The 25,495-nt window shown below is 60.4% G+C and carries 26 protein-coding genes; 14 read left to right on the top strand and 12 right to left on the bottom strand.

Features of this window, described 5'->3' with window-relative positions; all coding sequences use genetic code 11:
• Positions 1-7 precede the first annotated feature (7 nt).
• The gene (locus HL45_RS07650; protein WP_049970530.1) at positions 8-253 is read left to right on the top strand and encodes a hypothetical protein; all 246 of its coding nucleotides are present in this window, start codon (positions 8-10) and stop codon (positions 251-253) included.
• 26 nt (positions 254-279) lie between these two features.
• Here the strand turns inward: HL45_RS07650 and HL45_RS21180 are convergent, their stop codons facing one another.
• The 8 genes from HL45_RS21180 to cofD all read right to left on the bottom strand — a co-directional run bounded on the left by HL45_RS21180 (position 280) and on the right by cofD (position 6,099).
• Positions 280-432: a DUF7837 family putative zinc-binding protein gene (locus HL45_RS21180; protein ID WP_162833862.1), complete on the bottom strand. Its 153-nt coding sequence runs from the start codon at positions 430-432 to the stop codon at positions 280-282.
• A 77-nt stretch (positions 433-509) separates the two neighbouring features.
• Complete coding sequence (locus HL45_RS07645) at positions 510-1,763, bottom strand: HEAT repeat domain-containing protein (protein ID WP_049970529.1); 1,254 nt, start codon at positions 1,761-1,763, stop codon at positions 510-512.
• A gap of 57 nt (positions 1,764-1,820) precedes the next feature.
• Entirely contained in the window at positions 1,821-2,537 is a 717-nt protein-coding gene (locus HL45_RS07640) for a protein sorting system archaetidylserine synthase (RefSeq protein ID WP_049970528.1), read from the bottom strand.
• A 63-nt stretch (positions 2,538-2,600) separates the two neighbouring features.
• Entirely contained in the window at positions 2,601-2,828 is a 228-nt protein-coding gene (locus HL45_RS07635; protein ID WP_049970527.1) for a hypothetical protein, read from the bottom strand.
• Positions 2,829-2,928: 100 nt separating this feature from the next.
• Complete coding sequence (locus HL45_RS07630) at positions 2,929-3,507, bottom strand: DUF447 domain-containing protein (protein WP_049970526.1); 579 nt, start codon at positions 3,505-3,507, stop codon at positions 2,929-2,931.
• Complete coding sequence (locus HL45_RS07625; RefSeq protein WP_049970525.1) at positions 3,504-4,349, bottom strand: triphosphoribosyl-dephospho-CoA synthase; 846 nt, start codon at positions 4,347-4,349, stop codon at positions 3,504-3,506. The genes HL45_RS07630 and HL45_RS07625 overlap by 4 nt, the downstream gene beginning before the upstream one ends.
• On the bottom strand, positions 4,346-5,089 hold the full coding sequence (locus tag HL45_RS07620) for a tRNA-dihydrouridine synthase (protein WP_049970524.1): 744 nt from the start codon (positions 5,087-5,089) through the stop codon (positions 4,346-4,348). The genes HL45_RS07625 and HL45_RS07620 overlap by 4 nt, the downstream gene beginning before the upstream one ends.
• Positions 5,089-6,099, bottom strand: a complete 1,011-nt coding sequence (gene cofD, locus HL45_RS07615) for a 2-phospho-L-lactate transferase (RefSeq protein ID WP_049970523.1) — start codon at positions 6,097-6,099, stop codon at positions 5,089-5,091. Before cofD ends, HL45_RS07620 begins: the two co-directional genes overlap by 1 nt.
• 120 nt (positions 6,100-6,219) lie before the next feature.
• Between cofD and HL45_RS07610 the strand changes: the two genes are divergently transcribed.
• The 4 genes from HL45_RS07610 to HL45_RS07595 all read left to right on the top strand — a co-directional run bounded on the left by HL45_RS07610 (position 6,220) and on the right by HL45_RS07595 (position 10,804).
• Positions 6,220-7,443 carry an HD domain-containing protein gene (locus tag HL45_RS07610; RefSeq protein ID WP_049970522.1) on the top strand — a complete coding sequence of 408 codons (1,224 nt, stop codon included), beginning with the start codon at positions 6,220-6,222 and terminating at the stop codon, positions 7,441-7,443.
• A gap of 183 nt (positions 7,444-7,626) precedes the next feature.
• The gene (locus HL45_RS07605) at positions 7,627-9,141 is read left to right on the top strand and encodes an aldehyde dehydrogenase family protein (protein ID WP_049970521.1); all 1,515 of its coding nucleotides are present in this window, start codon (positions 7,627-7,629) and stop codon (positions 9,139-9,141) included.
• 76 nt (positions 9,142-9,217) lie between these two features.
• Complete coding sequence (locus HL45_RS07600; protein ID WP_049970520.1) at positions 9,218-10,231, top strand: amidohydrolase family protein; 1,014 nt, start codon at positions 9,218-9,220, stop codon at positions 10,229-10,231.
• Between the two features lie 87 nt (positions 10,232-10,318).
• Entirely contained in the window at positions 10,319-10,804 is a 486-nt protein-coding gene (locus HL45_RS07595; RefSeq protein ID WP_049970519.1) for a universal stress protein, read from the top strand.
• Here the strand turns inward: HL45_RS07595 and HL45_RS07590 are convergent, their stop codons facing one another.
• Together HL45_RS07590 and HL45_RS07585 are read right to left on the bottom strand one after the other, a co-directional pair.
• Complete coding sequence (locus HL45_RS07590) at positions 10,805-11,722, bottom strand: biotin--[acetyl-CoA-carboxylase] ligase (RefSeq protein WP_049970518.1); 918 nt, start codon at positions 11,720-11,722, stop codon at positions 10,805-10,807.
• 54 nt (positions 11,723-11,776) lie between these two features.
• A complete protein-coding gene (locus tag HL45_RS07585) occupies positions 11,777-12,370 on the bottom strand; it encodes a DUF6663 family protein (RefSeq protein WP_049970517.1) in 594 nt (197 codons plus the stop codon).
• Positions 12,371-12,599: 229 nt separating this feature from the next.
• Between HL45_RS07585 and HL45_RS07580 the strand changes: the two genes are divergently transcribed.
• Entirely contained in the window at positions 12,600-13,220 is a 621-nt protein-coding gene (locus tag HL45_RS07580; protein WP_084156825.1) for an N-acetylmuramoyl-L-alanine amidase, read from the top strand.
• 127 nt (positions 13,221-13,347) lie between these two features.
• On the opposite strand, the gene HL45_RS07575 is transcribed toward HL45_RS07580, so the two are convergent.
• Entirely contained in the window at positions 13,348-15,135 is a 1,788-nt protein-coding gene (locus tag HL45_RS07575; protein WP_049970516.1) for an acetyl-CoA carboxylase biotin carboxylase subunit, read from the bottom strand.
• A gap of 795 nt (positions 15,136-15,930) precedes the next feature.
• On the opposite strand from HL45_RS07575, the gene HL45_RS07570 reads away from it, so the two are divergent.
• Complete coding sequence (locus HL45_RS07570) at positions 15,931-17,103, top strand: M24 family metallopeptidase (RefSeq protein ID WP_049970515.1); 1,173 nt, start codon at positions 15,931-15,933, stop codon at positions 17,101-17,103.
• Positions 17,104-17,487: 384 nt separating this feature from the next.
• A complete protein-coding gene (locus HL45_RS07565; RefSeq protein WP_049971948.1) occupies positions 17,488-18,279 on the top strand; it encodes an aldo/keto reductase in 792 nt (263 codons plus the stop codon).
• A 24-nt stretch (positions 18,280-18,303) separates the two neighbouring features.
• On the opposite strand, the gene HL45_RS07560 is transcribed toward HL45_RS07565, so the two are convergent.
• Positions 18,304-19,197 carry a DMT family transporter gene (locus HL45_RS07560; RefSeq protein WP_049971947.1) on the bottom strand — a complete coding sequence of 298 codons (894 nt, stop codon included), beginning with the start codon at positions 19,195-19,197 and terminating at the stop codon, positions 18,304-18,306.
• A 144-nt stretch (positions 19,198-19,341) separates the two neighbouring features.
• On the opposite strand from HL45_RS07560, the gene HL45_RS07555 reads away from it, so the two are divergent.
• The 6 genes from HL45_RS07555 (at position 19,342) to HL45_RS07535 (ending at position 25,494) form a co-directional block, all read left to right on the top strand.
• Positions 19,342-20,574, top strand: a complete 1,233-nt coding sequence (locus tag HL45_RS07555) for a carboxylate--amine ligase (RefSeq protein ID WP_049970514.1) — start codon at positions 19,342-19,344, stop codon at positions 20,572-20,574.
• 303 nt (positions 20,575-20,877) lie between these two features.
• On the top strand, positions 20,878-21,126 hold the full coding sequence (locus tag HL45_RS20315; protein ID WP_144240034.1) for a hypothetical protein: 249 nt from the start codon (positions 20,878-20,880) through the stop codon (positions 21,124-21,126).
• 64 nt (positions 21,127-21,190) lie between these two features.
• Positions 21,191-22,546 carry an LLM class flavin-dependent oxidoreductase gene (locus HL45_RS07550; RefSeq protein WP_049970513.1) on the top strand — a complete coding sequence of 452 codons (1,356 nt, stop codon included), beginning with the start codon at positions 21,191-21,193 and terminating at the stop codon, positions 22,544-22,546.
• 235 nt (positions 22,547-22,781) lie between these two features.
• Positions 22,782-23,222, top strand: coding sequence for an ester cyclase (locus HL45_RS07545; RefSeq protein WP_049970512.1), 441 nt, complete (start codon positions 22,782-22,784; stop codon positions 23,220-23,222).
• An 83-nt stretch (positions 23,223-23,305) separates the two neighbouring features.
• Positions 23,306-24,070: a prephenate dehydrogenase/arogenate dehydrogenase family protein gene (locus HL45_RS07540; RefSeq protein WP_049970511.1), complete on the top strand. Its 765-nt coding sequence runs from the start codon at positions 23,306-23,308 to the stop codon at positions 24,068-24,070.
• A complete protein-coding gene (locus HL45_RS07535) occupies positions 24,067-25,494 on the top strand; it encodes a small ribosomal subunit Rsm22 family protein (RefSeq protein ID WP_049970510.1) in 1,428 nt (475 codons plus the stop codon). The genes HL45_RS07540 and HL45_RS07535 overlap by 4 nt, the downstream gene beginning before the upstream one ends.
• Position 25,495: the final 1 nt, after the last annotated feature.

The following is a 25,495-nucleotide window of genomic DNA, read 5'->3' as shown; positions in this document are numbered from 1 at the left end:
TGTCGGTATGGTCGAAATTCCGTTTGCACTCGAACTGACGGGACACGCGTTGGGTGCCCTCGGTGCAGTTCTCATCTTTTTCGAGTTCTTCCAACTGCCGGACTACATCGAGTACGACTCCGAGTACAACGATTACACCATCGACATTTCACCGATGGAAGTGAGAGAATACACGTCAATCGGTCGCATCGGCGCGTTCGTGATGGCTATCGGATTTACGCTTCAGTTCTTAGCCACGCTACTCGCGCACTGATTCCGTTCATCGAGTGATTTTCCGGTCTATTGCCCCGGATGGACGATTTCCCGACAGTCGGGACATTCGGCGAACCGCTCCGGCCCGGTTTCGGTTTCGTACTCGATGAGAAGATAGCCTCGCGTAATGCTCCCGTCGCAGTTCGGACACACGCCGATTCGGGCGGGTTCGGTCGCCATGCCTCAGAACTAAAACAGGCTGGTGGCACCCTTTGTTATGAGTCGATTATAGAACAGTAAGGAGTCCTTACGACCGACTATAAGGCCTTCTCGGCCTCGCTCTGGACGAGGAACGAGCGGTCGTCGGAGTAATCACGCACTGCATCGAGTGCGCGCTTCGTGCCGATTTGGTTCAGTGCCCATGCGGCGCTCGCACGAACAGAATCCGACTCGTCGTTTTCGAGGGTGTCCGTGAGCGGGTCGATAGCGCGGGTGTCACCGATGCGGCCGAGGGCGCGCGCGGCGTAGCTACGAACGTCCTCGTCGTCGGCGACGAGTTGGTTTGCGACGTCTTGGGTCGTCTCGTCGCTACCGATTTCGCCGAGCGCCTTGATGACGGTTTTCGCCATTCCGGGGTCGGCATCGACGTAATCGATGATGCCGTCTACGGCTTCGTCGCTCCCGATTTTGCCGAGGATACTGATGGCGTCCTTGTCGCGGCGGTTCGCGCGCTCAAGCATCGGTTCGATGGCTTCCGCGTTGCCCATCCGTTCGAGCGATTCGAGGCAGTGGCGCTCCATGAAGTTCGATTGCAGCGAATCGAGCGCGAGCAGAACCATGTCCGCGCGGTCTTTTTTCTCCCAAACTTTCAGAGCGTGCCACTCCGGCGGGTAATCTTTGCGGTGGTCGAGCACGTCGTAGAACCCTTCGGCTTCGAGTTGTTCGCGCGTTTCCAGGTCGCTCCACTCCTCTGCGCCCTCGATTCCGTCTTGTAGCTCCACTGTAGCTTCAACGAGCGCCTCGATGGTGTCCGCATCCTCGTCGGGGTCTAGGTCGGCGTCACCGACCGCGACAGCGGCGTTTTCGAGGACTTCCGCGAGGTCGTCCGCGTTGCGCGATAGCGTCACGGTGAAATCCGTATCGAGGATGTCCTGTACGCGTTCCGCGAAGGTTTCGACGACATCGACAAGTTCGGCGCTTCCCGTGTCCGTCCAGCGAGTGTCTTGGATGGTCGAGGCGGCGTCCTCTACGTCGCTGATAACGTCCTCGGCGTATGGACCGCGCTGGTCTTCGAGTTCGTCGCGGAGGTCGGAGAGGCGTCCTTCCAGTTCCTCACGCGGGTCGTCCTCGTCTTCGTCGTCCGGTTCCGGAATGTCCGCGCTTTCGAGGAGTCCCTCGATTTTGTCGAGTTGTGCTTCGACTACGTCGAGGTCGGCTTCCGTCTCGGCGCTTTCGAGTTCCGATTCCGCTTGGTCGAGTTGTTCCTCGATGGTTTCCGCATCGACGGTTTCGACCTCGGATTCCTCGGATTCGGCTTCTTCCTGCGTCTCCTCGGCGTCTTCGTCGCTCATGCGTCCACCCCCGGCTGAGCCGTTGCTCTCATATGCGGAAAAATCGGGCCGTAGCCATCAAGAGCGTTTCCCTTCTGTCGTCCCGGTCGGCGCGGGCTCCGTCGTCCGCCAGTAAAAATGCGGCGAGAGGACGAGATACGCGAGCGCCAGCGTCAACAGCGCGTAGGGGAACGCTCGCCCCTGAACGTTGGGAACGAGCACCGCCAGCGAATGAACGACGCCCATGATGAGGGCGTCGCGGGCCAACAGGTCGGGATAGGTTATCGTGGAAACCATCAGTCCCGCGAGGACGAACGTGAGCGCGACGAGCACCAGTGGTTCGGTGAAGCCCGCAAGCACCCCTGCCGCGAGGATGACCGACGCAAGCGTGGTCGGAACGCCTTCCGTCACGTCGTCATCGGTGTCGTAGGCGGTGTACAGGCCGAGTCTGACGATTGCCATACCGACGAACAGCGCCCCGCCGAGGAGCGCGATACTGATGCGAAGCGAGCTGGAGAGCCACGTTTGGCGCACCATGCTGACCACCAGCATCGCAGGGGCAACCGCAAACGACGCCACGTCGGCCAGTGAATCGAGATACGGCCCTGCCGACGAACTGCCGACGTGTCGCGCGAGGACGCCGTCCAATCCGTCCGCTACTGCCGCCAGCAGAACGAGGCGCGCGGCCAGCTCCGGGTTCGTGGTTGCAACCGAAATCGCCAGAAAACCGAGCGCGCCGTTCGAAACGGTCACCGCGTCGGCGAGCGACAGTCGTCCCACGAACCGAGGTTGCATACTCGGCGGGTAGTGCGAGCGCGCTTGATACGTCTTTTGAATCGTTTGCCGGTCGGAGAAAAGTCAGTCGTCGTCCGCGTCCCGAGCGCCGTCGGAACCTCCGCGGAGGTCGCTCCGGTTGAAAAAGTACCACACAGAGACGAGTAGCCCGACACCCGGAGAGAGGGCGATTCTGGCGAACCATTTCAGATTGGGATTTTCTGTCCCTCGAATGTCGATTTCCATGACGACCCACAGCAAGAACTGCACGAAAAAGACCACAATGAAAACCGAGACGACGAAATCGCTCATCTAGTCTATTACTGAACAGTTTGGTAATATAGTGGTTCCCCCGACAGCATCCGGTACTTCTTCTGCCGAGATGTGATTTCAAGATAAAACCCCGGCGTATTCACCACTCTGCAAGTTCCCGAACCTTATCGAACGCCTCCTGCTCGCGCTCGCCGCCGCATTTCCGAGCGACTTCCTCGAAATAGTCCAACCGTGCCCGAAGTTCCGGGGTGTCGTAGGCATCGACCTCGAGGCGCGAAACGGCCACGGTTGCCTCCACGATTGCCGAAAAGCCGCGGTTGACGGTCGGGACGCGCTCGGTCAGGTTTTTGGATTCGATGGGGACGAGTTCCCACCGTTCCCAGTTCGTGCCGTTCGATTTCCCCGAATCGACCTGCTCGACTTCGACTTCGACCCACGCGTCCGCGGAATCCAAGATGGCACCCTCTTCCTCTCGAATCGAGAGCGTCGCATCGACGAAATCCACCGGGTCGCGCGTAAACTGAATTACGCCGCCGCCCTGCCGGTGGAAGTTCCGCCGAGTTCGGGTGTTCCCCCACGTCTTCGCAGTGACGGGGTTCTCGGCGTGAAGCCCCAATGCGGCCACGTTCCACAGGTCGTTCGGCCCGAGCGTCGTGACGATGGATTCGGTCACGCCCCGCAGTTCGACCGGCCAGTCCGATTCCGTTCGACTGCTCACGGTCGTATTCCTCGTTCCAACGCGACGAAGAGACCTCCTGCCACGATGTCGGCGGTCGTTCCGGGGTTGATTCCATCCTCGACCAGCGAATCCGAGAACGCATGTAGCAGTTCCGGGTCACCCTTTCTAACCTCTTGCAGTGCTTCCTGCGCTCTTACGCGGACACTTTCTGCCGTTTTCTTTCCGTACTTTTTCGCCACGAACGTGTCCGGTTCGTGCGCGAGCAGTTCCAGGTACACCCGCGCGCCGCGGCCCGAAAGCGACCCGTCCAGTTCTGCGATTCGTTCGCCCGCTTCGAACGTTCGTTCGAACCCATTCGTCCATTCGTGAGCGATACCGTCCTCGTCCGCGCCGAGTTCCATCACGTCGTATAGCGTGAGTCCTGCCTCTCGAACGGTCGGAATCGCGTCGCTTCCCCGCCGCACGTCGAACTCGTCGGCACCCTCCGGCGGGTCATCCACGAACACGTTGACGTGGTCGAACGCGCGATAGAACCCCACCGCATCCTCGGCGCTGGTTCCCTCGGCGACTTTCGACACAGATTCGGGTGAGCAGGTGTCTGCGGCCGTCGCTTTCACTAGCGGAACCAACAGACAGAGTGCCCCAAACTGCGTGTTGCCGCCGCTCTGCTGGCTCATGTCCGCAACCGCTTCTTCGAACGCTTCGCCGACCGATGTGCCGGTTTCGGCGGCGCGCAACCCCGCACCGGAACCGATTGACCCGGCGAGGAAATGCTCGAATCGCAAATCGGGGAAATCCCTGTCGCGGTCTACGTTGCCGGGTTTCGGCGTTCCCGCCACTTCCAGCAGAAGCGCGAGTTGCGCGTGCTCCGCTGGCGTCATGCGACGACCTCCGCGAACCACTCGTCGGTCGCGCGGCGCACGCGAGAGAGGACTTCCGGGCGGTCGCTCGGGCGGCCGATGCTCACCGCATCGGCGCCGTGTTCGAGATATTCGAACACTGTCGCCTCGTCACGAACGCCGTTGTTCGCTATGAGAAAGCAATCCGTCGTTTCGGCAATGTCCGCGATTACGTGCTCCGAATCCATCGCATCTACGTGGATGATTGCTGCACCCATATCAGTGACCCGGCGGGCGAGGTTCGGCAAATCGACGCCGGAAACCTCGGTTCGCAGTTTGACGCTGACGGTTGCACCCGTTTCGTTCGCCACTCGAACCTGCTCGCACAGTCGATCTGGATTTCGGAGGAGCGACTGTCCCGCGCCGGTTTCACACATCTCTTCTTGGCGACAGTGGGCGTTGATTTCAACTATCGCATCGTGTTCTCGACAGACCTCCGCAACTGCCCGAATCGGCGGAAGCGTCGCGGAGCGGACGTTGAACCCCGGTCGAATCGGCGTGCCGGACAGTTCTTCGAGTTGGTGGTCAACGAACTCGATTGGGTCGTCAGACAGGAACTCGGTTCGGTCACGAGAAACCAGCTTTCGCGCCGCAGTTCGCGTCTGCTCGTCCAGCGCGATACCGCCCAGAAACGCCGCGCCAGCGTACTCCGCGCCAGCCATCGCCCACTCGGCGTCGGATTCTCCCGAAAGGCTGGCCAAGGCCACACGAGGCGAAAACATCAGGCGATCTCCATCGCTTTTGCTTCCTCTATTGCTTCTTTCACCGCGCGGGCGACGCGCTCTGCGTCCGCCGCGTCGTCCATCTTCGTGTCCGTTCTGACCACCGGTCGGTCGAGAGTTGTGCTGTCTTCTTCGTCCAACACGAATGCGTCTACGAAGGGGTACGCTTCGGCCACGCCAGCGGTGCTCGGTTCGTAGCCGACTGCGTCCATCAGTTTCCCTGCTGGCCCGGAGAAAACGCGGTCTTCCACGAACGGCGAGACGGCGACTACTGTCGCCGTTTCGAGCGCCTCCCGAACCTCGTCGATTGCCAGCATCGGGCCGATGCTCGTCACCGGATTCGACGGGCCGATGACGACCGGTTCCTCGGTTAGCGCGGAAAGCGCGGCGGATGACGCCTCCGCGTCATCCGCGCCGCGGAACTCCACGTCGGTTACCTCGGGGTCGCCGCCGCGTGCGACCCAGAACTCCTGAAAATGCAGTTCGCCTTCTGGTGTGTGGATGATGCTCGCCACCGGGTCGTCACTCATCGGAACGATGTCGAGCGGCGAATCGAAGGCGTCGGCCAGAACTCGGGTGGTTTCGGTGAGGCTGTTCCCCTCGTCCAGCAAACCAGTTCGCGTGACGTGAACTGCCCGGTCGCGGTCACCGAGAAGCATGAACTCTGCAACGCCGGAAAATCGCCGCCAGCTGGCGATTTTCCGCCCGGCAGTCTGTTGGTCGTCGGGAAGGTATCGCGGGCCATCGTCCAATCCCGCGGACTCCGCAAGTCGAAGCAGTTCGTCGTGCGTTTCGGTCGTGTCGTCCGCGATTCCCCACCACGTCTCGCGGTTCAGTTCGTCGTCCTGTTGGAACAGGACAGTGTCGATGTCGGGACAGACGAGCAGGCCGCCCAACTCCACGTCGTCACCCGTGTTTCCGACGACGGTCGTTTCGGCGGGCGAGAAGATCGAAAGCGCGCCATCCAGAAGTTTGGGGGTTCCGGTTCCCCCGGAAAGAAACGTTGCCATGGTGGAACAGTTGTGATTCGTGCGGTTAAGTTTTCGTCGTTTGTGGAAATTTTCCGTTCGACTCTCGTGCCGTAATTTCGTCCTTCGATTTTTATAGGATGACGAACCAACCTGTATTCAATGAAGACGATCAAGGACAGCGTCCACGACCACATCGACGTAGTGGGAGTGGCACGTGACCTGTTGGACACGCCCGCCGTCCAGCGACTTCGGCATATCACGCAACTCGGCACCGCTCGTTTCGTCTACCCTTCGGCGAATCACACCCGATTCGAACACAGCCTCGGCGTCTACCATCTCGCCTGCGAAGCTCTCACGAATCTCGGTATCGAGGGAACGCAGGCAGAACGAGTCCGCGCCGCGGCCCTCCTCCACGACATCGGCCATTCCCCGTACAGCCACACCATCGAAGAACTCATTCACCGACGTACGGGCAAATACCACGACGACGTTCACGACCTCATCTCCGAATCGGAAGTCGGCGACGTGCTTCGCAAACACGACTTAGACCCGGACACCATCGCCGGACTCATCGCGGGAGCAGGCGAACTCGGACAGGTCGTCTCCGGCGAACTCGACGTGGACAGGATGGACTACCTCGTTCGGGATGCTCACCACACGGGCGTTCCCTACGGAACCATCGACCACGAACGACTCACGCGTGAACTGACCTTTCTCGACGGTGAACTCGTCCTCGCGGAGGGGAACGTCCAGACCGCAGAAAGCCTGCTCGTCGCTCGTGCGCTGATGAATCCGACGGTGTACAACCACCACGTCACGCGAATCAGTAAGGCGATGCTCCAGCGGGCGAGTGAACGACTGCTGTCCGAACCGGACATCGACGCTGAGCAGTTGCGCCGGATGGACGACCACGATTTGCTCGTGGCGCTTCGCGCAACGCCGGAAACCGCCGAATCCGCTCGCCGACTCTCCCACCGCGACCTGTACAAACGTGCCGTCTGGGCGGAGATGCCGGACGTTCCGGACGAAATCATCGATGCCGACCACGAAACGGTTCGTGAATACGAAACCGACATCGCAGAGAGTGCGGGTGTCGATTCCGAATCCGTTATTCTCGACGTGCTCAGTCGGCCACGAATGACGGAATCCTCGTCGCGCGTTCTCGTCAACGGCGACGTGCGCGCCCTCGGGGAGCAGTCCACGCTCGTCCGGGCACTCCAGCAGGTTCAGCGCGACCAGTGGCGACTGGGCGTGTACGCACCAGCGGAGAAAACCGAGGATGTCGGACTCGCAACCGAGCGCGTCCTCGGATTGGACACCGACGGAACGCTAGTCAGCGACGTTCGAACCGGTGTGAAAACGACGCTGGACGATTTCGAATGATGTGCGAACGAGCAAAACCGCGGTTCTACTGCGATTTTGCTCGAAACACTGAAATCTGGAGTGCTCTCCAGACTAACGTGAACCAATTCCCGTTCGTTCTGGAACATCCCTGCAGCGCACGTATAATTTAATAGATTTAATTTATACAATAATTATAAGTCACTGTACTCTCCATGATGGTCTATGACATTTGCGGAATCAGCGCGGAAAACGGAACAGCGCCGTATTTCGAACCTTAGTATCACCCCGGGCGGCGACTGGAACACGATGTACATCGACGGCACGTGGCGTGCTGTGGGCGACCGCGACACCTGTCCGATAATCGACCCCACGACTCGTGACGCTGTGGGGAGCGTTCCCGCCGCGACGACGGCCGACGTAGACGATGCCTACCAGTGTGCTGTGGACGCCCAGCGCGAGTGGGCAGAGCGGACGCCGGACGAACGTGCCGAAGCCGTCGCTACCGCTCGAGGACTGCTCGACGAATATGCGGACGACCTCGTTCGCCTCTTCGCCATCGAATGTGGCGGCGTGCGTTTCAAGGCCGAACTCGAAACCGACCTGACCCGCGGAACGATGGAGGTCGCGGAATCCCTCGCGTCCGATTACGAAACGACCGAACACGAATCGGTCATCTCCGGAAAGAAGAATCTCGTCAAGCAGGTACCGACGGGCGTCGTCGGCGTCATCTCGCCGTGGAACTTCCCGCTATACCTCTCCATGCGGGTCGTCGCCCCGGCAATCGCGTTGGGGAACTCGGTGGTTCTCAAGCCCTCGACATCGACCGCCATCACGGGCGGTCTTGCGCTGGCAAAACTGTTCGACGAGGCAGGACTGCCGGACGGCGTGTTGAACGTCGTCACTGGAAAGGGGTCTGAAATCGGAACCGCCGTCGCTTCTCACCCCACGCCGTCGGTCATCTCTTTCACCGGTTCCACCGAGGTCGGACGCGAAGTCGGCGCGGCGGCGGCTCGGCAGTTGTCGGTTCCGGCGCTCGAACTCGGGGGGAACAACGTCCACATCGTGACTCCAGAGGCCGACCTCGACCGAGCGGTCGATGGTGGCGTCTTCGGGTCGTTCACCCATCAGGGACAGGAGTGTATCTCCATCAATCGCCACGTCGTCCACGAAACGGTCTACGATGAGTACGTCACCAAACTCGTTGCGCGCGCGGAGTCGCTACCCGTGGGCGACCCGATGGAAGACGGCGTGATTGTCGGCCCAGTGATGAACGAAAAACAGCGCGACTCGATTGTCGCGCTCGTTGACAAATCGGTCGCGCAGGGTGCAACCGTCGAAACCGGCGGTAGCCATAACGGTTGGTTCGTCGAACCAACCGTCCTCTCGGCCGTGACGAACGAGATGCCAATCGCGGTGAACGAGCATTTCGGTCCCATCGCACCGGTCATCCCCTACGAAACCGACGAAGAGGCTATCGAAATCGCCAATGCGACCGAATACGGTCTCTCGGGGTCGATTCACTCCACCGACATCGACCACGCGATGGAACTTGCGAACGACATCAACACCGGAATGGTTCACATCAACGACCAAACGCTGAACGACGAACCGCACATCCCCTTCGGTGGCGTCAACGGTTCCGGAATCGGTCGGTACAACGGCGAATGGATTATGGACGAACTCACCGAGACGAGATGGATTTCGGTTCAGGAAGAACCCCGAGCGTACCCCTACTAATTTTCCCTCTTCGCTCGCTTCCGACGAAGGAGAGATAGGGCTAAGAAGCTGGATTGACGACAGACGAACAAGGGATATGTTAGTCGAAGGCACGATACTTCGTGGCCCGAACTTCGAACCGACTGAGGGTCGCGTGGTCATCGAAGACGGCACGATTACAGCGATTGAGGAGGAATCCGTTTCGTCGTCGGATATCATCCTCCCCGCATTCGTCAACGCACACACGCACATCGGCGATTCGATTGCGAAGGAGGCTGGCGGCGGACTGTCGCTCGAAGAACTCGTCGCACCGCCCGATGGACTCAAACATCGACTGCTCCGACAAACCGCTCGAAGCGAGAAAGTCGAGGCGATGCGGCGGTCGGTGCAGTTCATGCAATCGACGGGAACCGCTTCGTTTCTCGAATTTCGGGAAGGCGGCGTCGAGGGCGTGTTCGCGCTACGGGAGGCCACAGAGGGGTTGGACATCGACCCGGTTATCCTCGGCCGAGAGACAATCGAGGCGATGGAGGCGGCGGACGGATTCGGCGCGAGCGGTGCGAACGACGACAGCTTTGGCGAGGAGCGCCGCGCGACGAGAAAGGCCGATAAACTGTTCGGCATCCACGCGGGCGAGGCCGACCCGAGCGACATCAACCCGGCGCTCGACCTGTCGCCGGAGTTCCTCGTCCACGTCGTCCATCCGGAGCCGATTCACCTCGACAGAATCGAGGACAACGGGATTCCAATCGCGGTCTGTCCGCGCTCGAATCTGGTGACCGGCGTCGGACTGCCGCCGATTCGGAAACTACTGGACAGGACGACGGTCGCGCTCGGGACGGACAACGTGATGTTGAACAGTCCGTCGATGTTTCGGGAAATGGAGTTCACCGCAAAACTGACCGACCTCTCCGCCAGAGAGGTGCTTCGCATGGCGACCCAAAACGGGGCGCGAATCGCGGGGCTGAACTGCGGTGTCGTAGAACCGGGCCGCGACGGAAAACTGCTCGTTCTCGACGGCGATTCGGACAATCTCACCGGCAATCGGGACGTGATTCGGTCGGTCGTTCGCCGGGCGGGCGCAAGCGACGTGAAAGACGTGCTGTTGTAGAGCGGTTTGTCGTACTGTTTCGATTCGAAGGTTCCACCCACCAAACAAGTTAAGGCACCCCACACCGTGCCATTCGGTAACGTTCCTATGTACGACCGCATTCTCGTGCCGACGGACGGTTCGGCGGAAACGAAGCAGGTAGTCGCACACGCCGCCGAACTGGCCGAGGCGCATGGGGCAGAACTGCACGCGATTTACGTCGTCAACTCCGCGACGTTCGCCAGCCTACCGATGGAAACCTCGTGGGAAGGCGTCACCGACATGTTGCAGGACGAAGGCGAGTCGGCACTTGAAGACGTGCGCGAAGTCACAAACCGATACGACGTGTCGCTGACGACGCATCTCGTGGAGGGAGCGCCGAACAAGGAAATCGTCCGATATGCGGAACAGGAAGGTTTTGACCTCATCGTCATGGGAACCCACGGACGCGGCGGCATCGACCGCCTCCTGCTCGGCAGTGTCGCAGAGCGCGTCGTCCGTGCCTCGACGGTTCCCGTGCTCACCGTGCGCGTCGAAAAGGACGAGGTAACGCCGAAAGCCGAGGCGACCGAGAAGGCAAAAGGGAGTAGCTAATTACACTGGCCGTAGGTGTTCGCAGTCGCCCGCGTGAACGCGTACTTCGCCGTCGTCGGTGTCCACAACCAGCACGCCGGGGGATTCGATGTCGATTGCTTCCCCGACTACGTCTTCGTTTCGCGTTTCGACGCGAACTCGCTGGCCGAGCGTTGCGGAATGCTCGCGCCACGCTGGCAATATTTTCTCTGGGTCGGTTCGCAGTTCGTCGAACTCCTCCAGCAATCGCTGGGCGAAGACCCTGCGGTTGACGGCTCCTGCCTGTTCCTGCACGCTCGTCGCGCCCGCAGGTAAATCCTCTCCAGCAATGTTGACGTTGGTTCCGATGCCGACGATGACCCACGAGACGCGGTTCGCCTCGCCTTCCATCTCGGTGAGGATGCCACAGAGCTTTTCGCCATCTACGAGAACGTCGTTCGGCCACTTGATGTCCGCCGGAACGCCCGCCTCTCGCGCTGCGCGCGTCACGGCAACTGCGGCGGCAAGCGTCAGCAACGGCGCGTGGGACGGCGGAATATCGGGTCGGAGAACGAGACTCGACCACACACCGCCGGATGGGCCAACCCACTTCCGTTCGAGTCGGCCTCTGCCACCGACCTGCTCGTCGGCCAGCACGACCACGTTTTTTGCACCGTCCGCGGCCAGTTCGCGCGCTCGGTCGTTCGTACTGCCGATAGAGTCGTGGTATTCGATTTCGAACGGGGCGTCCAATCCGTACTCGACCGCCAAACCGAACTCCGGAATCTCGCCCAGTCGGTAGCCGTCGCCAGTACTTTCGATTTCGAACCCCGACTCGCGCAGTGCTTCGACGTGCTTCCACACTGCGTTCCGGGAGACGGAGAGGGTTTCCGCGAGTTCCGGGCCGGACATCGGGCCGTCGGCGAGGGCGTCCAAAACGCCCCGGCGCGTGTCGTTCATGCGAGTGGATAGGACGAGTTTCGACAAGAATGATTTCGTTTGGGGCGGTTCGGATTACGCGAGCGATTCTATCGGTCGTGGACAGTCGTAGGTTTCCCGGAGCGTGTCCGCAAATTGGCCACCTTTTTCGAGCGCGATAATAACGATGACGAACGCCCCGCTTTCAGGCCGGAGAACGAACACCTCTCGGGGGTCGTCACCTTCCTGCTCGTTCACTTTGTCCACTAGTGGGTCGAGCGGCCGAGAGCCGTCGCGGAAACTTTCGAACATTCCGTCTCTGCCGTCCTCGGCGAACACGTACAGCACGCCGTTGACCTCGTTGTCAGTGTTCCGGGTCACCTGACTGTTCATCGAATCGCCCGTCAGCTGTGCGTTCTGCCACGCCTGCTGTGCCGCCTCGAAAACCGGGTCGATGTGGTCTACGAAGCTGTAGAGTGTCGGTTGCTGAATCGAAAACGACCAAATCGACGGTTCGGTTGATGTCCAGTCGAGGTCGGCGTCGATGCAGTAGCCGGGATGGAGATCGGAAATTGGCGCGTCGTGGCCTTCGCTCGCAGTAACGATTTGCTCGTGCGTTTCTCGGTTGAGCAACCGAAATCCATCCGCTTCGTTCGTCACCAGTACACGGTAGCTCCCGCCGTTTTCCATGGGCATGAAAGGAGACGTGCCCGAAAAAAGTCCTCGCATCGTCCGATTGTCCGTGCGCCGTCTTCTGGAGATTGTTGGCGATTTCATCGTCGAAATCCACGGAAATCAGCGACGCTGCAGGGTGGCAAGTATCTCTCATTACGGGCAATAATTAGTTTCTAATTGTTTACTCAATACCAAGTATACTAGATACTGAATTAAAGTATCTACTGATTAATAATGCTATGCGATGCAAGAAAACAGCAGTGGTAATTCGACACGGCGTGACGTATTGAAGCACCTCGGCGCGGTCGGCGTGGCTGGTCTCGGCGGGGCCGCGGCGATGAGCGGTACCGCGGCGGCGAAGCCGTCTGTTGACTGGGAACCTGCTGACTCCAGCAACTTCTCGGGCGCCAATCGCGGCGCAGGCTATATCGATTGGGTCATCATTCACACCGTCCAGGGTTCCGCCAGTAGTGCGGTCAACTGGTTCCAGAACCCTGATGCTAACGTGAGTGCACACTACACCGTCTCCGAAAGCGGCTACGAATACCAGAGTGTCAGCGACCAGAATATCGCGTGGCACGCTGGCGGGTCGAACTACAACACGTACTCCGTCGGCATCGAACACGGCGGCTACGTGAGCGGAACGTACGAAGATGCCCAGTACCGGGCGTCAGCCAAGCTAGCCAGTTGGCTCTGTGACCAGTACGGCGTCCCGAAACAGCACCCGTCTAACGTTCCGTACGACGCGGCGAACCCGGCAAACGGTGGTATCATCGCTCACTCGCAAGTGCCCGAGAGTACGCATACCGACCCGGGTTCCAACTGGGATTGGGGTTACTACATCGACCTCGTCAACTCGTACTGAACGGGTCTCAAGCCATTTTTGTCGATTGAGTAACGAAGTTTGCCCGGACTCGGATGTCTCTCGTGAGTGCATCCGTTGTGTTCTCATCGCATCTAAAAACCGCGTCGTCGGTTAGAGACTTTCCCGGTCAGTCCACCACGACGAGCACGTCGCCCATATCGACGCTGTCGCCTTCGCTCACCGCGATTTGTGTGACGGTGCCGCCGCGGGAGGCGACCACGTCGTTTTCCATCTTCATGGCTTCGAGGACACAGACCACGTCGCCGGATTCGATTTCGTCGCCTTCCGCGACCTTCACGTCGAGAATCGTCCCCTGCATCTCGGCGCTGACCGTTTCTCCCTCGGCGTCCACGACGGTTTCACTGCCGCCACTGCTTCCGCCCGCCGGTTTCGGTTTCTGGCCGCCGGAGTTGCCGTTCGCGGGAACTGCCGCGATTTCGCCGCGCTGTTCGAGATTGACCTCGAATCGCTTGCCGTTGACTTCGACCGTAAACTCGCGTTCGACGACCTCCTCGTCGTCGCCGGACGATTCCGCCGACCCCCACTTTGCTTGGGCGTCTGCGACCTTCTCGTCGTCCAGTTCCTCGTCCAGATACTTCGTCGTGTGCTCGCCAGCGACGAACTTCTCGTCTTCGAGCATGACACGGTGGAACGGGATGATGGTGACGACGCCCTCGATGTCGTACTCCGCGAGTGCGCGGCGACCGCGTGCGAGACACTCCTCACGGTCGGAACCGTGAACGATGAGTTTCGCAATCATCGAGTCGTAATCCGTCACGAGGTCGTCGCCCTGGCGGAGCGAATCGTCCAGACGGACGCCGACGCCGCCCGGCGGGTCGTACACGTCGAGCGACCCACTCCGGGCCGGTGCGAAGTCTTGGGCCGCGTTCTCCGCGTTGATGCGGAACTCCATCGCGTGACCTTCGAGTTCCACGTCTTCCTGCGCGAAGTCGAGTTCGTCCCCGTCGGCAACGCGGAGTTGCCATTTTACGATGTCGATGCCCGTCAATTCCTCGGTCACACAGTGTTCGACCTGAATCCGGGTGTTCACTTCGAGGAAGAAAAACTCGCCGTCTTCCACGAGGAACTCCACGGTTCCGGCGTTGACGTAGTCGGAGGCCTTGACACCCTGTCGGGCCGCCTCGCCGATTTCCTCTCGGAGCGCGTCCGAGAGCGCGGGCGATGGGCCTTCCTCGATGACTTTCTGGTGGCGGCGCTGGAGCGAACAGTCACGTTCGCCGAGGTGGCGCACGTTGCCCTGCTGGTCGGCGATAATCTGCACTTCGATGTGTCGTGGCTGTTCGAGATAGCGTTCGAGGTAGACCGAATCGTTGTCGAAGTACGCCTCACCCTCGCGCTGGGCGGATTCGAGTTGCTCTTCGACCTCGTCTTCGGTTCGGACGACTTTCATTCCCCGGCCGCCGCCGCCACCTTCTGCCTTGATAGCGATTGGGTAGCCGTACTCTTCGCCGAAGGCGTGGACGTCTTCGGGTTCCGTAACGGGGTCGGTCGTCCCGGGAACGATTGGCACGTCGGCCTCCTGCATCACTTTTCGGGCTTTCGTCTTCTCGCCCAGTTGTTCCATCGAGTGGCTGGTCGGGCCGACCCACGTGACGCCCTCTGTCTCTTCCACTTTCCCTGCGAACTCGGCGTTCTCCGCGAGGAAGCCGTAGCCGGGGTGGATGGCGTCCGCGCCAGCCTTTTCGGCGGCGTCGATGACGGCCTCGTGGTCGAGGTACGAGTCGGCCGCCCGCGCCGGGCCGATGTTGTACGCTTCGTCGGCGTAGCGAACGTGACCCGCGTTTCGGTCGGCGTCGCTGTAGACCGCGACGGTGTCGATTCCGAGTTCTTCACAGGCGCGCATGACGCGAACCGCGATTTCTCCACGGTTTGCGACGAGAACCTTGTCGAACATTCTTGCGGAACTCTATTCGGGAGGGTTACCTCATTCTGTCGATTTTTCTCTGGGTGTTTTTGAACCTTTGAGCGTCAACGGTAGGTGTGTGCATGGGTTGACGAGCTACACTATGATTTGTATAAAAGCAGTCCACGAGGGGTTCACATTCCATTTTGAGGATGTTTTTCCTCGATTGAGACGCTATCTGCTGCCGACTCCAATCGAACAGTATCGTGTCTAGATTTATTTTGCGTAATTGAGGTCAGTTCAGGTTTGCCACTAGGTAATCACGACTCCACTGAAACCGCCACCGCACCGCGACGGCCACATTCCTCCCCGACCGATTCCCTCCGTCGCTAACGCTCCTCCAGTCATCCCTCGCACGCTGTCAGCCCGTGCCTCCGGGCGAACTGCCCTCCGGCGCGGGCCAGCGCGCGCCATCGCGGTGGGATGGAATTTTCGAACTGACGCAAACACAGTGGCGCGTGCGTCAGCAAACCTGAGGCGTTCGCCGCCGAAGGTTTGTCCGAGTTCGCGCGAGGGATGACCGAAACGAGCGCTAGCGAGTGAGGGAGTCGGTTGGGGAGGCGTGTGAGGTGCGGTGCGGAGGCGGTTTGAGTGGAGTCGTGACTTGCAAACTCGCGTTCGAAATAAACCGCAGATATTTGCTGTCAGTTTCTCCGTGATTGCACTCTCGTTGGAGCCGTACTTATATAGTGAAAAATACGTACTACCCTCAATCGCGTAAAACAAATCCGACCTTCTAACACAGTCTCCGACATCGTTTTACTGTTCGCCTCTGTCGCGGGACATATGGAAAAAGACCTCTCGGCGTTGGATTCCGCGCTCGATTCGCTAGGCGTAGACGGCTTTCTCATCGACGCGGCATCCTCCGACTCAGACCAGTTGTATCTCTCCGGATTCGACGCACCGGACTCCTTCACGACGCTCTACGCGGACGGCGTCCACCTGCTCGTTTCGAGCCTCGAATACGGACGCGCAAAGAAAGAAAGTGACGCGGAAACGGTCACGCGAACCGCGGAGTACGACTTCCACGAGAAAGTCTCCGAATACGGGTGGAAAGAAGCCGAAATGCGCGTGCTTGCAGAGTTCCTCGCCGACCACGGCGTGGAATCGGTCGCCGTTCCAGAACGTTTCCCGGTCGGTGTCGCGGACGGCCTGCGCGACGTGGGCGTTTCCGTCTCACCCGAGGAAACCGACGTCATCACCGAGATTCGCGCGACGAAGACGGACGAGGAAATCGAACACGTCCGCGTCGCACAGAAGGCTAACGAGGCGTCCATGCAGGCCGCAGAAGACCTACTTTCCGCCGCGACGGTCGAAGACGGCATCCTCTACCACGACGGCGAGGTGCTGACCAGCGAGCGCGTGAAAGAGGAAATCGAAGTCACTCTCCTGCGCCACGGGGCCGCGCTGGACGAAACCATCGTCGCCTGCGGGGTGGACGCCGCAGATCCCCATGACCGCGGAAGCGGGCCGCTCAAAGCCGACGAAGCGATTATCATCGACATCTTCCCGCGCGACAAGGCGAGCAAGTACCACGCCGACATGACCCGGACGTTCGTCAAGGGCGACCCATCCGCGGAGATGCGCGCGCGCTACAACCTCACGCACGAGGCGTTCGATGCGGCGCTCGAAGCCGTCGAACCGGGCGCGACAGGAACAGAGGTTCACGACGCGGTCTGCGACGTGTACGAAAACGCGGGGTACGAAACGCTCCGGAGCGACTCGAACACGGAAACCGGATTCATCCACAGCACGGGCCACGGCATCGGCTTGGACGTTCACGAACTCCCGAAAGTCAGCCCCGCAGGTGGCGAACTGAAACCGGGCCACGTCATCACCATCGAACCGGGCTTGTACGACCCAGCGGTCGGCGGCGTCCGAATCGAGGATTTAGTCGTCGTCACGGAGGACGGCTATGAGAATTTGACCGACTATCCAATCGAGTTTGTCTTGGACTGAGTTCCAACTCTATCTGCCACAACCGAAAAGTAGCCCTCCCGCGACTGCGTTTTCATGGTCGAAGAAAAATCGGACACCGAAGAGTCGCACGCGGAGCAGACGGGGCGAACGACGAGTTTCCTCCGGCGTGTGCTTCCAATCGGCGTGGGATTCGCCGTCGGTTACCTGTTCGGGAAGCGTTCGAAGGGTGCACCAGCACTGGACGAGATGGGAATGAAGCCCTCCGAAATCGAGACGCCCGACGCGGTAAAGCGGGCGATGGAAACCGAGAGCGAGCAGGGTGACCAAGCCGAAGAAGACGGAAAATCCGAGCGAGAGAACCGAGCCGAACCGAAAGAATCGAGTCCGGAAGTAACCGCCTTCTCGGTACCCGAAACTCACGGCATGCCGATGCTCGGCTTCGGAACCTACGAGTTAGAAGAGTACGACCAGTGCGTCGAGAGCGTGAAAACCGCCATCGAAACAGGCTACCGGCACATCGACACCGCCGAGGGATACGACAACGAATCCGCGGTGGGCGACGCCATCGCTGAATCGGACGTTTCCCGCGAGGAACTGTTCGTGGCGACGAAGGTCAGCCCGGACAACCTTGACTACGACCACGTGCTCACGAGCGCGGAAGAGAGTCTCGAACGGTTAGGACTCGACTACGTCGATTTGCTCTACGTCCACTGGCCGACTGACGAGTACGAAGCGGACGACACCCTCGAAGCCTTCGCGGAACTCCGTGAGGAAGGATTGATACGGGAAATCGGCGTGAGCAACTTCACGGTAGACCTCCTCGAAGAGGCGGCCGAAGTCGCCGAAGAGCCGATTTTCGCCAATCAGGTCGAGATGCATCCCCTGCTCCAGCAGGACGACCTCGGGGAGTTCTGCGGGCAGGAAGACGTTGACGTGGAACTCGTCGCCTACTCGCCTATCGCTCGCGGCGACGTGGCTGACGTTCCGGAACTTCGAGCGGTCGCAGAGAAGTACGACGCCACTCCGGCGCAGGTCAGCCTCGCGTGGTGCCGTGAAAAGGGCGTCACCGCCATTCCGAAGGCGACCGGGCAGGAACACATCCAGGAGAACTGGCGCAGTCTGGGCGTCGAACTCGACGAAGGAGACGTGGAGAAAATCGACGGTATCGACCGGGAAGAGCGACTCATCGACCCCGACAGGGCACCGTGGAACTAGCGGCAATCAGTGGTGAATCGGCGATCAAAACGCATCTAGAAGCGCCCGACGTTTGAGGAGGGCGAACCCGACGACGATAACCGCGAATCCCGCCACGGTCGTTTCTTCTATCGGTTCGCCGAGAACCACCCATCCCGAGAGTCCCGCGAACAGGGGCGCGACGTAGCCGACCAGATTGATTTCGACCGGGCCGATTTCGTCGAGCAGAGCGAAGTAGAGCAGGAATCCGATGCCACCCGCGACGAAGGCGAGGTAGCCGAGTGCGAGGATGGCGTCCACCGTCCACTCGATGTCCGCCAATCGCTCGCTCGGGAGGGCGAGGCTGACTGCGTGGAGGACGACCGCTCCGACGAGCATCATCCACGCCTGCATCGACACTGCCGGAAGGTCGGTTCGAAAGCGGCGCGTGAGTACCGCACCGAGGGCGAACGCCGCCGCGGCGAGGAACACCAACACGACGCCGCGAACGTCGCTTCCAACCAGATTTTCCGGGGACGGATTCGCCACGATTGTTGCCCCGAGGAGGCCGAAGAGAAGGCCCACAACCCCGAGTTCGGACAGTCGCTCGTCGGGGAGCAGGAGGGCCGCAAATCCGGCCGCCAGCACCGGATCGAGGCTGATGATGACTCCGGCGACCGCGCTGGTGACGTACTGCTCGCCGACGAAGAGGAAGGCGTGATGGGCCGCGATGAAAAACAGCGCGCCGACCGCGACCGTTTTCCAGTCGTCGCCCTGCGGCCGCCAGCGTGTCTGGGAATATATCGCGTACGCCACCATCACCGCGCCAGCGAGATAGAACCGAAGTGCCGCGAACAGGACGGGAGGCATCGACGGAAGGCCGAGACGAATCGCGGCGAACGAACTCCCCCAGAGGGCGGAAAGCACGAGGAACGCCGAAACAATGCTGGTGCGTGACACAGTAGCACATGAGTTCGGTCGGTCTTCAATCCATCCTTCGTGGTGATAGCTCTCGACACGATTTTCGTTCGACACCCCTCCGAGATACCGGAGAACATCGCCCAGTCGAACACGCTTTAGCGCGTGCTCCGAAAACCTCACGCCATGGCCGAGGAATTTCGCTCGTTTGACGGGCTTCGTCAGGCAGTGGCGGAGACGACGTTCGACAGGCCGCCAGCAATCGTTTGCAACGGACACGTAACCGGATTGAGCGTTGCCCGCGCACTGTCAGCGCACGACGTACCGGTTATCGCCATCGACAGAAACGGGAAGGGCGTCGCGCCGTACTCCGACGCCGTGGATTTCGCGGGGCAGGTAACCTACCCACTGGACGACCGCGACGGCTTCCGAGAGGACGTGGAAGCCCTCGCGGACGAACTAGAACACGAACCAGTTGCGTTCCCCTGTATGGACGAATGGGTGCACGCCTTCGCCGGAACCGAACCCGAAGGCGTCCGCCTTCCCTTCGCCGGTCGGGAAACCATCGACGCCGTGCTGAACAAAGAATCGCTGTATCAGAAGGCCGAGGAACTCGGTGTTCCCTACCCGGAAACGTACCGAATGGCCGATACGGCCCCCGAAAAAGCACTCGAAAACCTCGACTTTCCGTTCGTCGTCAAACCTGCGCTCAAACGCGAGTTCGAGGAAGCCGTCGGCACGAACGTCATCGAAGTCGCCGACGAGGAGGAGTTTTTGGACGTGGTGGCGATGGCCGAAGATGCCGGAATCAACGTCATGGCCCAAGAGAAGGTGGACATCGCAACGGGGCGAGATTGCTCGCTCGCGTCCTACGTTTCCCAAGAGGGCGACCCGGTTACCTTCATCGGCAACGCCCGGGTTCGCTACCCGCAGGAGTTCGGGACTTCCTGTCTGGTTCGGCAGGCCGACCAACCGGAAATCGAAGAGCGTGCCTTGTCGATTCTTTCTGAAACCGGTTACTACGGAATCAGCGAATCCGAGTTCGTCTACGACCAATCGCGCGAGGAGTACGTCCTGTTGGACATCAACACCCGCCCGTGGAAGTGGATTAGCCTGCCCGTGCAGGCCGGGGCCGACCTGCCGGGGGCCGCCTACGCCGAGGCAGTCGGCGAGGAATTTGAGGCTGGCGACACCCACGACGCGACGTGGGTGTATCTGGCAGATTACCTGAAACTGCTCGCAAACGATGCCGCTTTCTCGGACGTGCTCGGTGAACGTGAGTGGCGTACCCTGTTCTCCGGTGAGTTTGAGGGAGTCGATGAGTTGACGACTGGCGTGTATCGTCCGAGTGATGTCGGCCCGGCCTATCGGTTGCTGAAAACCGAGTTCGGGACTTCCGACTATTATTGTTCTTGTTAGCACGACTTTGAGTTCAGTGGTTTTTTGGTGCTTTTTCCGCAAACTACGACTTACGAGAGATTGGATTCGGAATCTACTCTGTTGGTGTGTCTCCGTCGGTCTCTTCCGCAAATCACGACTCCACTGAAAACCGCCACCGCAACGGTCCACAGACCTCCCCAACCGATTCCTTCGTCGCGGTGCTCCTCAGTCATCCCTCGCGCGTCTTCGGCGACCCTTCTCGAACGTTACGTTCTCGAAGGGCCGCCAGCGCGCGCCATATCGCTTGATTGGTCAGCCGAATGGTTGCGCCAGTGCGTTCGCGTGAGCGACGAACGGAGTGAGGCGCGAATGCACCTCCGCGCTGGCGGGGAGGAGTGGGGACACTGGTGGTGCGGAGGCAGTGGCGGTGCGGAAGCAGTGGCGGTTTCAGTGGAGTCGGCAACAGCTATCGACTCAGCGACAACAACTGAACCAGAAAAGCAGACACAAACAACTCAGCCCCTCGCAAAACCAGAGATACACAAAACGACCCCAGCAAACCCCGCCACGACGCATTACGACCCAACCTAGATGACGGAGAACGTGGCCGCGTTCCCCTCTGCTTTGCACCATCAAACCAATCAGAAACCAACAAATGAGCGACGAGAACATTCACTTCAACCTGTTCACGATGAACGCGGTGGAACACGTCACGGCGGGCAACTGGCGCACGCCGGGCGACCAATCCCACCGCTACACCGACATGGACTACTGGCAGGAGGTCGCCCGACTCGCAGAGCGCGGGAAGTTCGACGCCGTCTTCTTCGCCGACGTGCGGGGAATCTACGACGTACACGGCGGAAATCGGGACACCGCAATCGAGAAGGCCATCCAGACGCCCGCGAACGACCCGGAGCTGCTGATTCCGGCGATGGCCAGCGTGACCGACGACCTCGGCTTTGCGGTGACGCGCTCTACGACCTACGTCCATCCCTACCAACTCGCCCGCGAGTTTTCGACGTTAGACCACATCACGGACGGCCGAGTCGCGTTCAACATCGTCACGTCGTACCTCGAAAGCGCGGCAGAGAATCTCGGGTTGGACGAGCGAATGGAACACGACACGCGATACGACCGCGCCGAGGAGTTCATGCGGGTCTGCTACCGACTGTGGGAGGACAGTTGGGAGGACGACGCGGTGATTCGAGATGTGGGCGCAGGAAAATACACCGACCCCGAGAAAGTCCACGCAATCGACTACGAGGGCGAGCATTTCTCGGTTCCCGGGCCGCACTCCTGTGAACCGTCGCCACAGCGCACCCCGGTTCTCTATCAAGCCGGGTCGTCCGAGCGCGGGCGGAACTTCGCGGCGAACAACGCGGAAGCGTTGTTCGTCAGCCAACCGACGACGGAAGCCGTGAAAAGCTACGTCGAGGACGTAAGAGAGCGCGCGACCGAGGTGGGACGAAACGGCGACGAACTCGCTTTCTTCGCCGGAATCGCGCCAATCGTCGGCGAGACGGAAGAAATCGCCCAAGCAAAATACGAGACGTACCGCGAAAACGTCGATACCGAGGCGACCCTGACCCTGCTCGGCGGGTTCATGGATTTGGACTTCTCGGAACTCGCGCCCGACCAACCGGTCGAACACATCGAAACCGAGGCGATTCAGGGCGCGGTCAACGCGCTGACCAAGCACGCCCCGGAGCGCGACTGGACGGTGCGCGACGTAGCGGAGTTTTGCGGCCTCGGTTCCACCTCGCCCGTCGTCGTCGGGTCGCCCGAACAGGTCGCGGACGAACTGGAGGCATGGCGCGACGAAACCGGGGTTACGGGATTCAATTTGAAGGAACTCGTTCGCCCCGGCACGCTTTGGGATTTCGTGGATTTGGTCGTGCCCGAACTCGAAAAACGCGGGTTGGTGCGCGAGGAGTACGAAGGAGAAACGCTTCGGGAGAATTTGGTTGGGCGTCGGTATCTGGCAGACGACCACCCGGGAAAACACGACTGACGGACTGACACTCAATCCGTCCGGAAGGAAAGCCAGTCAATCCCGACGGCAACGGTCGGTGGCGTCGCTGTTTTAACATGCGCTATTTTCTGACCGATTACAAACGTTGCATCGAAACCGCTACCCGATACCGGCCCATTCCCCGTTTCCCACCGTCTCGCGCCCGTTTCCGCCTGAACGATGGTTCTCGTTTATTCGGCTGCTCTGCGTAATTCGTCCGCGGGGAGAGAGCACCATGAGCATCAGAACTGCGGACAACGAAGCGGTCGTAATTCGGGAAATCGAAGAGATATGGAGCGGCGGTGACCTCGGCGTCATCGACGATGTCGTCGCGGAGGACGTCGTCTACCACACGCCAATGATGGACATGGATGGGCGGGACGAATACCGGGAGATGGCCGAAGAAGTTCGGAAGGTTTTCACCGACCTCGAAATGAACGTCGAGGACGTGATTTCGACGGACGACAAGGTCGTCGTTCGATACACGACGCGGGGGACCCACAGCGGCGAGATGATGGGCATCGAACCGACGGACGAGGAAATCGAAATGACCGGCATCCTCATCGACCGTATCGAAGACGGGAAGATACAGGAACGCTACGACAACGCCGACGAACTGGGGATGTTCGTCCAACTCGGCGTCGTGGAACTGCCCGAGATGGAGTACGAAGAGTAGCCGAATCCAACCCAACCGAATCCGACCACATCCAACCCGACCAAACGAACCTCTTTTGGGCGAACCACGCCAAACCGACAGCAATGAACGTACTCGTCGTCGGTGCGGGCGCGATGGGTCGCTGGTTCGGCAAGTCGCTGGACTGCGACCTCGCGTTCACCGACGCAGACCCGGCGGTCGCGGAACGCGCCGCAGAACAAGTCGGCGGAAAGGCGGTCGAACTGGACACGTCAGAAACCTTCGAGGCGGTCTGTCTGACGGTTCCCCTGCCCGCAGTCGATGACGCAATCGAAGACCACGCCGAGAAAGCCGAGACGGCACTCCTCGACCTGACCGGCGTGATGGCGGAACCGATTTCCTCGATGGCCAAACACGCGCCAGACAAAGAACGAGTCAGCCTTCATCCTCTGTTCGGTCCCGAAAACGCACCCGGAAACGTGGCGGTCGTGGCGGCCGAACCCGGCCCCGTGACCGACGAAATTCTCTCTGCCCTCAAATCGCGCGGCAACACGCTGGTCGAGACGACGCCGGAGGAACACGACGAGGCGATGACCACGGTGCAGGCGGGAGCGCACACCGCGGTTCTTGCCTTCGCGCTCTCGGCGAACTCGGTTCCGGAGGGACTTCGAACACCCGTCTACGACAGCCTCGCCGACCTCACGGAGCAAGTGACGAGCGGCGATTCGCGCGTCTACGCCGACATTCAGGCGGCCTTCGACGGCGCGGAGGATGTCGCAATCGCGGCCCACGACCTCGCGGATGCAGACCCGACGGAGTTCGAGAGACTGTATCGAACGGCGAAAATGAAGACAAATCGAGCGGAAGACGAATCGGAGGACGAACTATGAAACCCGAACAGCGCGAGCAGGTGCGCTCGAACGCGCTCTACCTCCGCGACGTGCGCCCAATCGACCCGGAGGAAATTTCGGAGTACATCGAAGGACAACCGCATCCGGCGGTTGTCCGGCAGGTGCTCCGCGAACAGTCGCTCGACCTCGGACTCGTGGAACGCGACGATGGAACCTTCGAACCGGCCTCCGAAGAGCCGATTTCACCGACCTTCCGCGGCGTCGAATCGTTCCCCGAAACATACGGAAGAAAACTCGAAGACCTGCTCGTCGGGGAGTTTGGCGTCGGATGGCCGGACGGCGAATCGGGAGTGAAACTGCGCGAGACGATTCGCCGACTCAAGGAGGATTACTTCGCCCAGAATCCCGTGGAGTACGACTATCGAGTCGCGCTCGCCTACGCCATCTACCACCTGCCGGACTACTACGCCGTGGTTCAGTACGTCCTCTCGGAACTCGCGGAGCGCGGTCTACTTTCCCGAAAAATTCGGGTGTTAGATGTGGGTGCTGGTGTCGGCGGCCCGGCACTGGGTTTCCACGATTTCTATCCCGACGATAGCTTGGTCGAATATCACGCCGTCGAACCGAGCGACGCCGTGGACGTGTTTGCCGCGATGATGGAGGAAACGCGGGAGAACTTCCACGCGACGACGCACCGGGAAACCGCGGAGGCGTTCGAACCGGAAGGCGAGTACGACATCGTTCTGTTCGCCAACGTGTTGAGCGAGGTGGACGACCCCGAGGCTGTCACGGAAAAATATCTTGACTATCTCGCCGACGATGGTTCGATGGTCGCCATCGCCCCGGCGGACAAAAACGCCAGCATCGGTCTTCGAGAGGTCGAACGAAACGTTTCCGACCGAACCACGGTGTACTCGCCGACGCTCCGCCTCTGGCCGGGCGAGGAACCGAGCGACCGAGGGTGGTCGTTCGACGTGAAATCGGAGTTAGACATTCCGGCGTTCCAGCGTCGATTGGACGAGAGTGAGGGGAGGGACGAAACCGAAAATGGCGGCGAGGACGCCCGAGGCGACGGCGAGTTCGTCAACGTGGACGTGCAGTATTCTCACGTCGTCCTTCGAACTGACGGAATCCGTCGGTTCGAATTTACCGCCGACAAATCTCGGTCGGCGAAGATGACCGAGATGGAGCGACACGTTACGGAGCGCGTGAATCTCATCGCGGTAAAACTCAGTCATTCGCTGTCGGAGGAGGGAAGAAACGACCTGTTCAAAACCGGTGACGGGAGCGAGAACGTCAGTCACTTCGCAGTGCTGACGAAGGAGACGGCGCTCAATCGTGCGCTTCAAGAGGCAGAGTACGGAAATCTGCTTTCCTTCGAGGAGGTGCTGGTACTGTGGAACGAGGACGAAGGCGCGTACAATCTCGTGGTCGATGAACAGACGGTCGTTGACCGTCTGTAAC

The sequence above is a fragment of the Haladaptatus cibarius D43 genome (genome assembly GCF_000710615.1).
In the GTDB taxonomy this organism is placed as follows: Archaea; Halobacteriota; Halobacteria; order Halobacteriales; family Haladaptataceae; genus Haladaptatus; species Haladaptatus cibarius.
Note: the sequence above shows the minus strand (reverse complement) of the source record. Positions and strands in the feature narration are given on the sequence as shown.

Bases quoted from the DNA above. Each gene is read 5' to 3' on its own strand.
- HL45_RS07650 (WP_049970530.1), top strand. From the start codon at position 8: ATGGTCGAAATTCCGTTTGCACTCGAACTGACGGGACACGCGTTGGGT.
- HL45_RS21180 (WP_162833862.1), bottom strand. From the start codon at position 432: ATGGCGACCGAACCCGCCCGAATCGGCGTGTGTCCGAACTGCGACGGG.
- HL45_RS07645 (WP_049970529.1), bottom strand. From the start codon at position 1,763: ATGAGCGACGAAGACGCCGAGGAGACGCAGGAAGAAGCCGAATCCGAG.
- HL45_RS07640 (WP_049970528.1), bottom strand. From the start codon at position 2,537: ATGCAACCTCGGTTCGTGGGACGACTGTCGCTCGCCGACGCGGTGACC.
- HL45_RS07635 (WP_049970527.1), bottom strand. From the start codon at position 2,828: ATGAGCGATTTCGTCGTCTCGGTTTTCATTGTGGTCTTTTTCGTGCAG.
- HL45_RS07625 (WP_049970525.1), bottom strand. From the start codon at position 4,349: ATGACGCCAGCGGAGCACGCGCAACTCGCGCTTCTGCTGGAAGTGGCG.
- HL45_RS07620 (WP_049970524.1), bottom strand. From the start codon at position 5,089: ATGTTTTCGCCTCGTGTGGCCTTGGCCAGCCTTTCGGGAGAATCCGAC.
- cofD (WP_049970523.1), bottom strand. From the start codon at position 6,099: ATGGCAACGTTTCTTTCCGGGGGAACCGGAACCCCCAAACTTCTGGAT.
- HL45_RS07610 (WP_049970522.1), top strand. From the start codon at position 6,220: ATGAAGACGATCAAGGACAGCGTCCACGACCACATCGACGTAGTGGGA.
- HL45_RS07605 (WP_049970521.1), top strand. From the start codon at position 7,627: ATGACATTTGCGGAATCAGCGCGGAAAACGGAACAGCGCCGTATTTCG.
- HL45_RS07600 (WP_049970520.1), top strand. From the start codon at position 9,218: ATGTTAGTCGAAGGCACGATACTTCGTGGCCCGAACTTCGAACCGACT.
- HL45_RS07595 (WP_049970519.1), top strand. From the start codon at position 10,319: ATGTACGACCGCATTCTCGTGCCGACGGACGGTTCGGCGGAAACGAAG.
- HL45_RS07590 (WP_049970518.1), bottom strand. From the start codon at position 11,722: ATGAACGACACGCGCCGGGGCGTTTTGGACGCCCTCGCCGACGGCCCG.
- HL45_RS07585 (WP_049970517.1), bottom strand. From the start codon at position 12,370: ATGGAAAACGGCGGGAGCTACCGTGTACTGGTGACGAACGAAGCGGAT.
- HL45_RS07580 (WP_084156825.1), top strand. From the start codon at position 12,600: ATGCAAGAAAACAGCAGTGGTAATTCGACACGGCGTGACGTATTGAAG.
- HL45_RS07575 (WP_049970516.1), bottom strand. From the start codon at position 15,135: ATGTTCGACAAGGTTCTCGTCGCAAACCGTGGAGAAATCGCGGTTCGC.
- HL45_RS07570 (WP_049970515.1), top strand. From the start codon at position 15,931: ATGGAAAAAGACCTCTCGGCGTTGGATTCCGCGCTCGATTCGCTAGGC.
- HL45_RS07565 (WP_049971948.1), top strand. From the start codon at position 17,488: ATGCCGATGCTCGGCTTCGGAACCTACGAGTTAGAAGAGTACGACCAG.
- HL45_RS07555 (WP_049970514.1), top strand. From the start codon at position 19,342: ATGGCCGAGGAATTTCGCTCGTTTGACGGGCTTCGTCAGGCAGTGGCG.
- HL45_RS07550 (WP_049970513.1), top strand. From the start codon at position 21,191: ATGAGCGACGAGAACATTCACTTCAACCTGTTCACGATGAACGCGGTG.
- HL45_RS07545 (WP_049970512.1), top strand. From the start codon at position 22,782: ATGAGCATCAGAACTGCGGACAACGAAGCGGTCGTAATTCGGGAAATC.
- HL45_RS07540 (WP_049970511.1), top strand. From the start codon at position 23,306: ATGAACGTACTCGTCGTCGGTGCGGGCGCGATGGGTCGCTGGTTCGGC.
- HL45_RS07535 (WP_049970510.1), top strand. From the start codon at position 24,067: ATGAAACCCGAACAGCGCGAGCAGGTGCGCTCGAACGCGCTCTACCTC.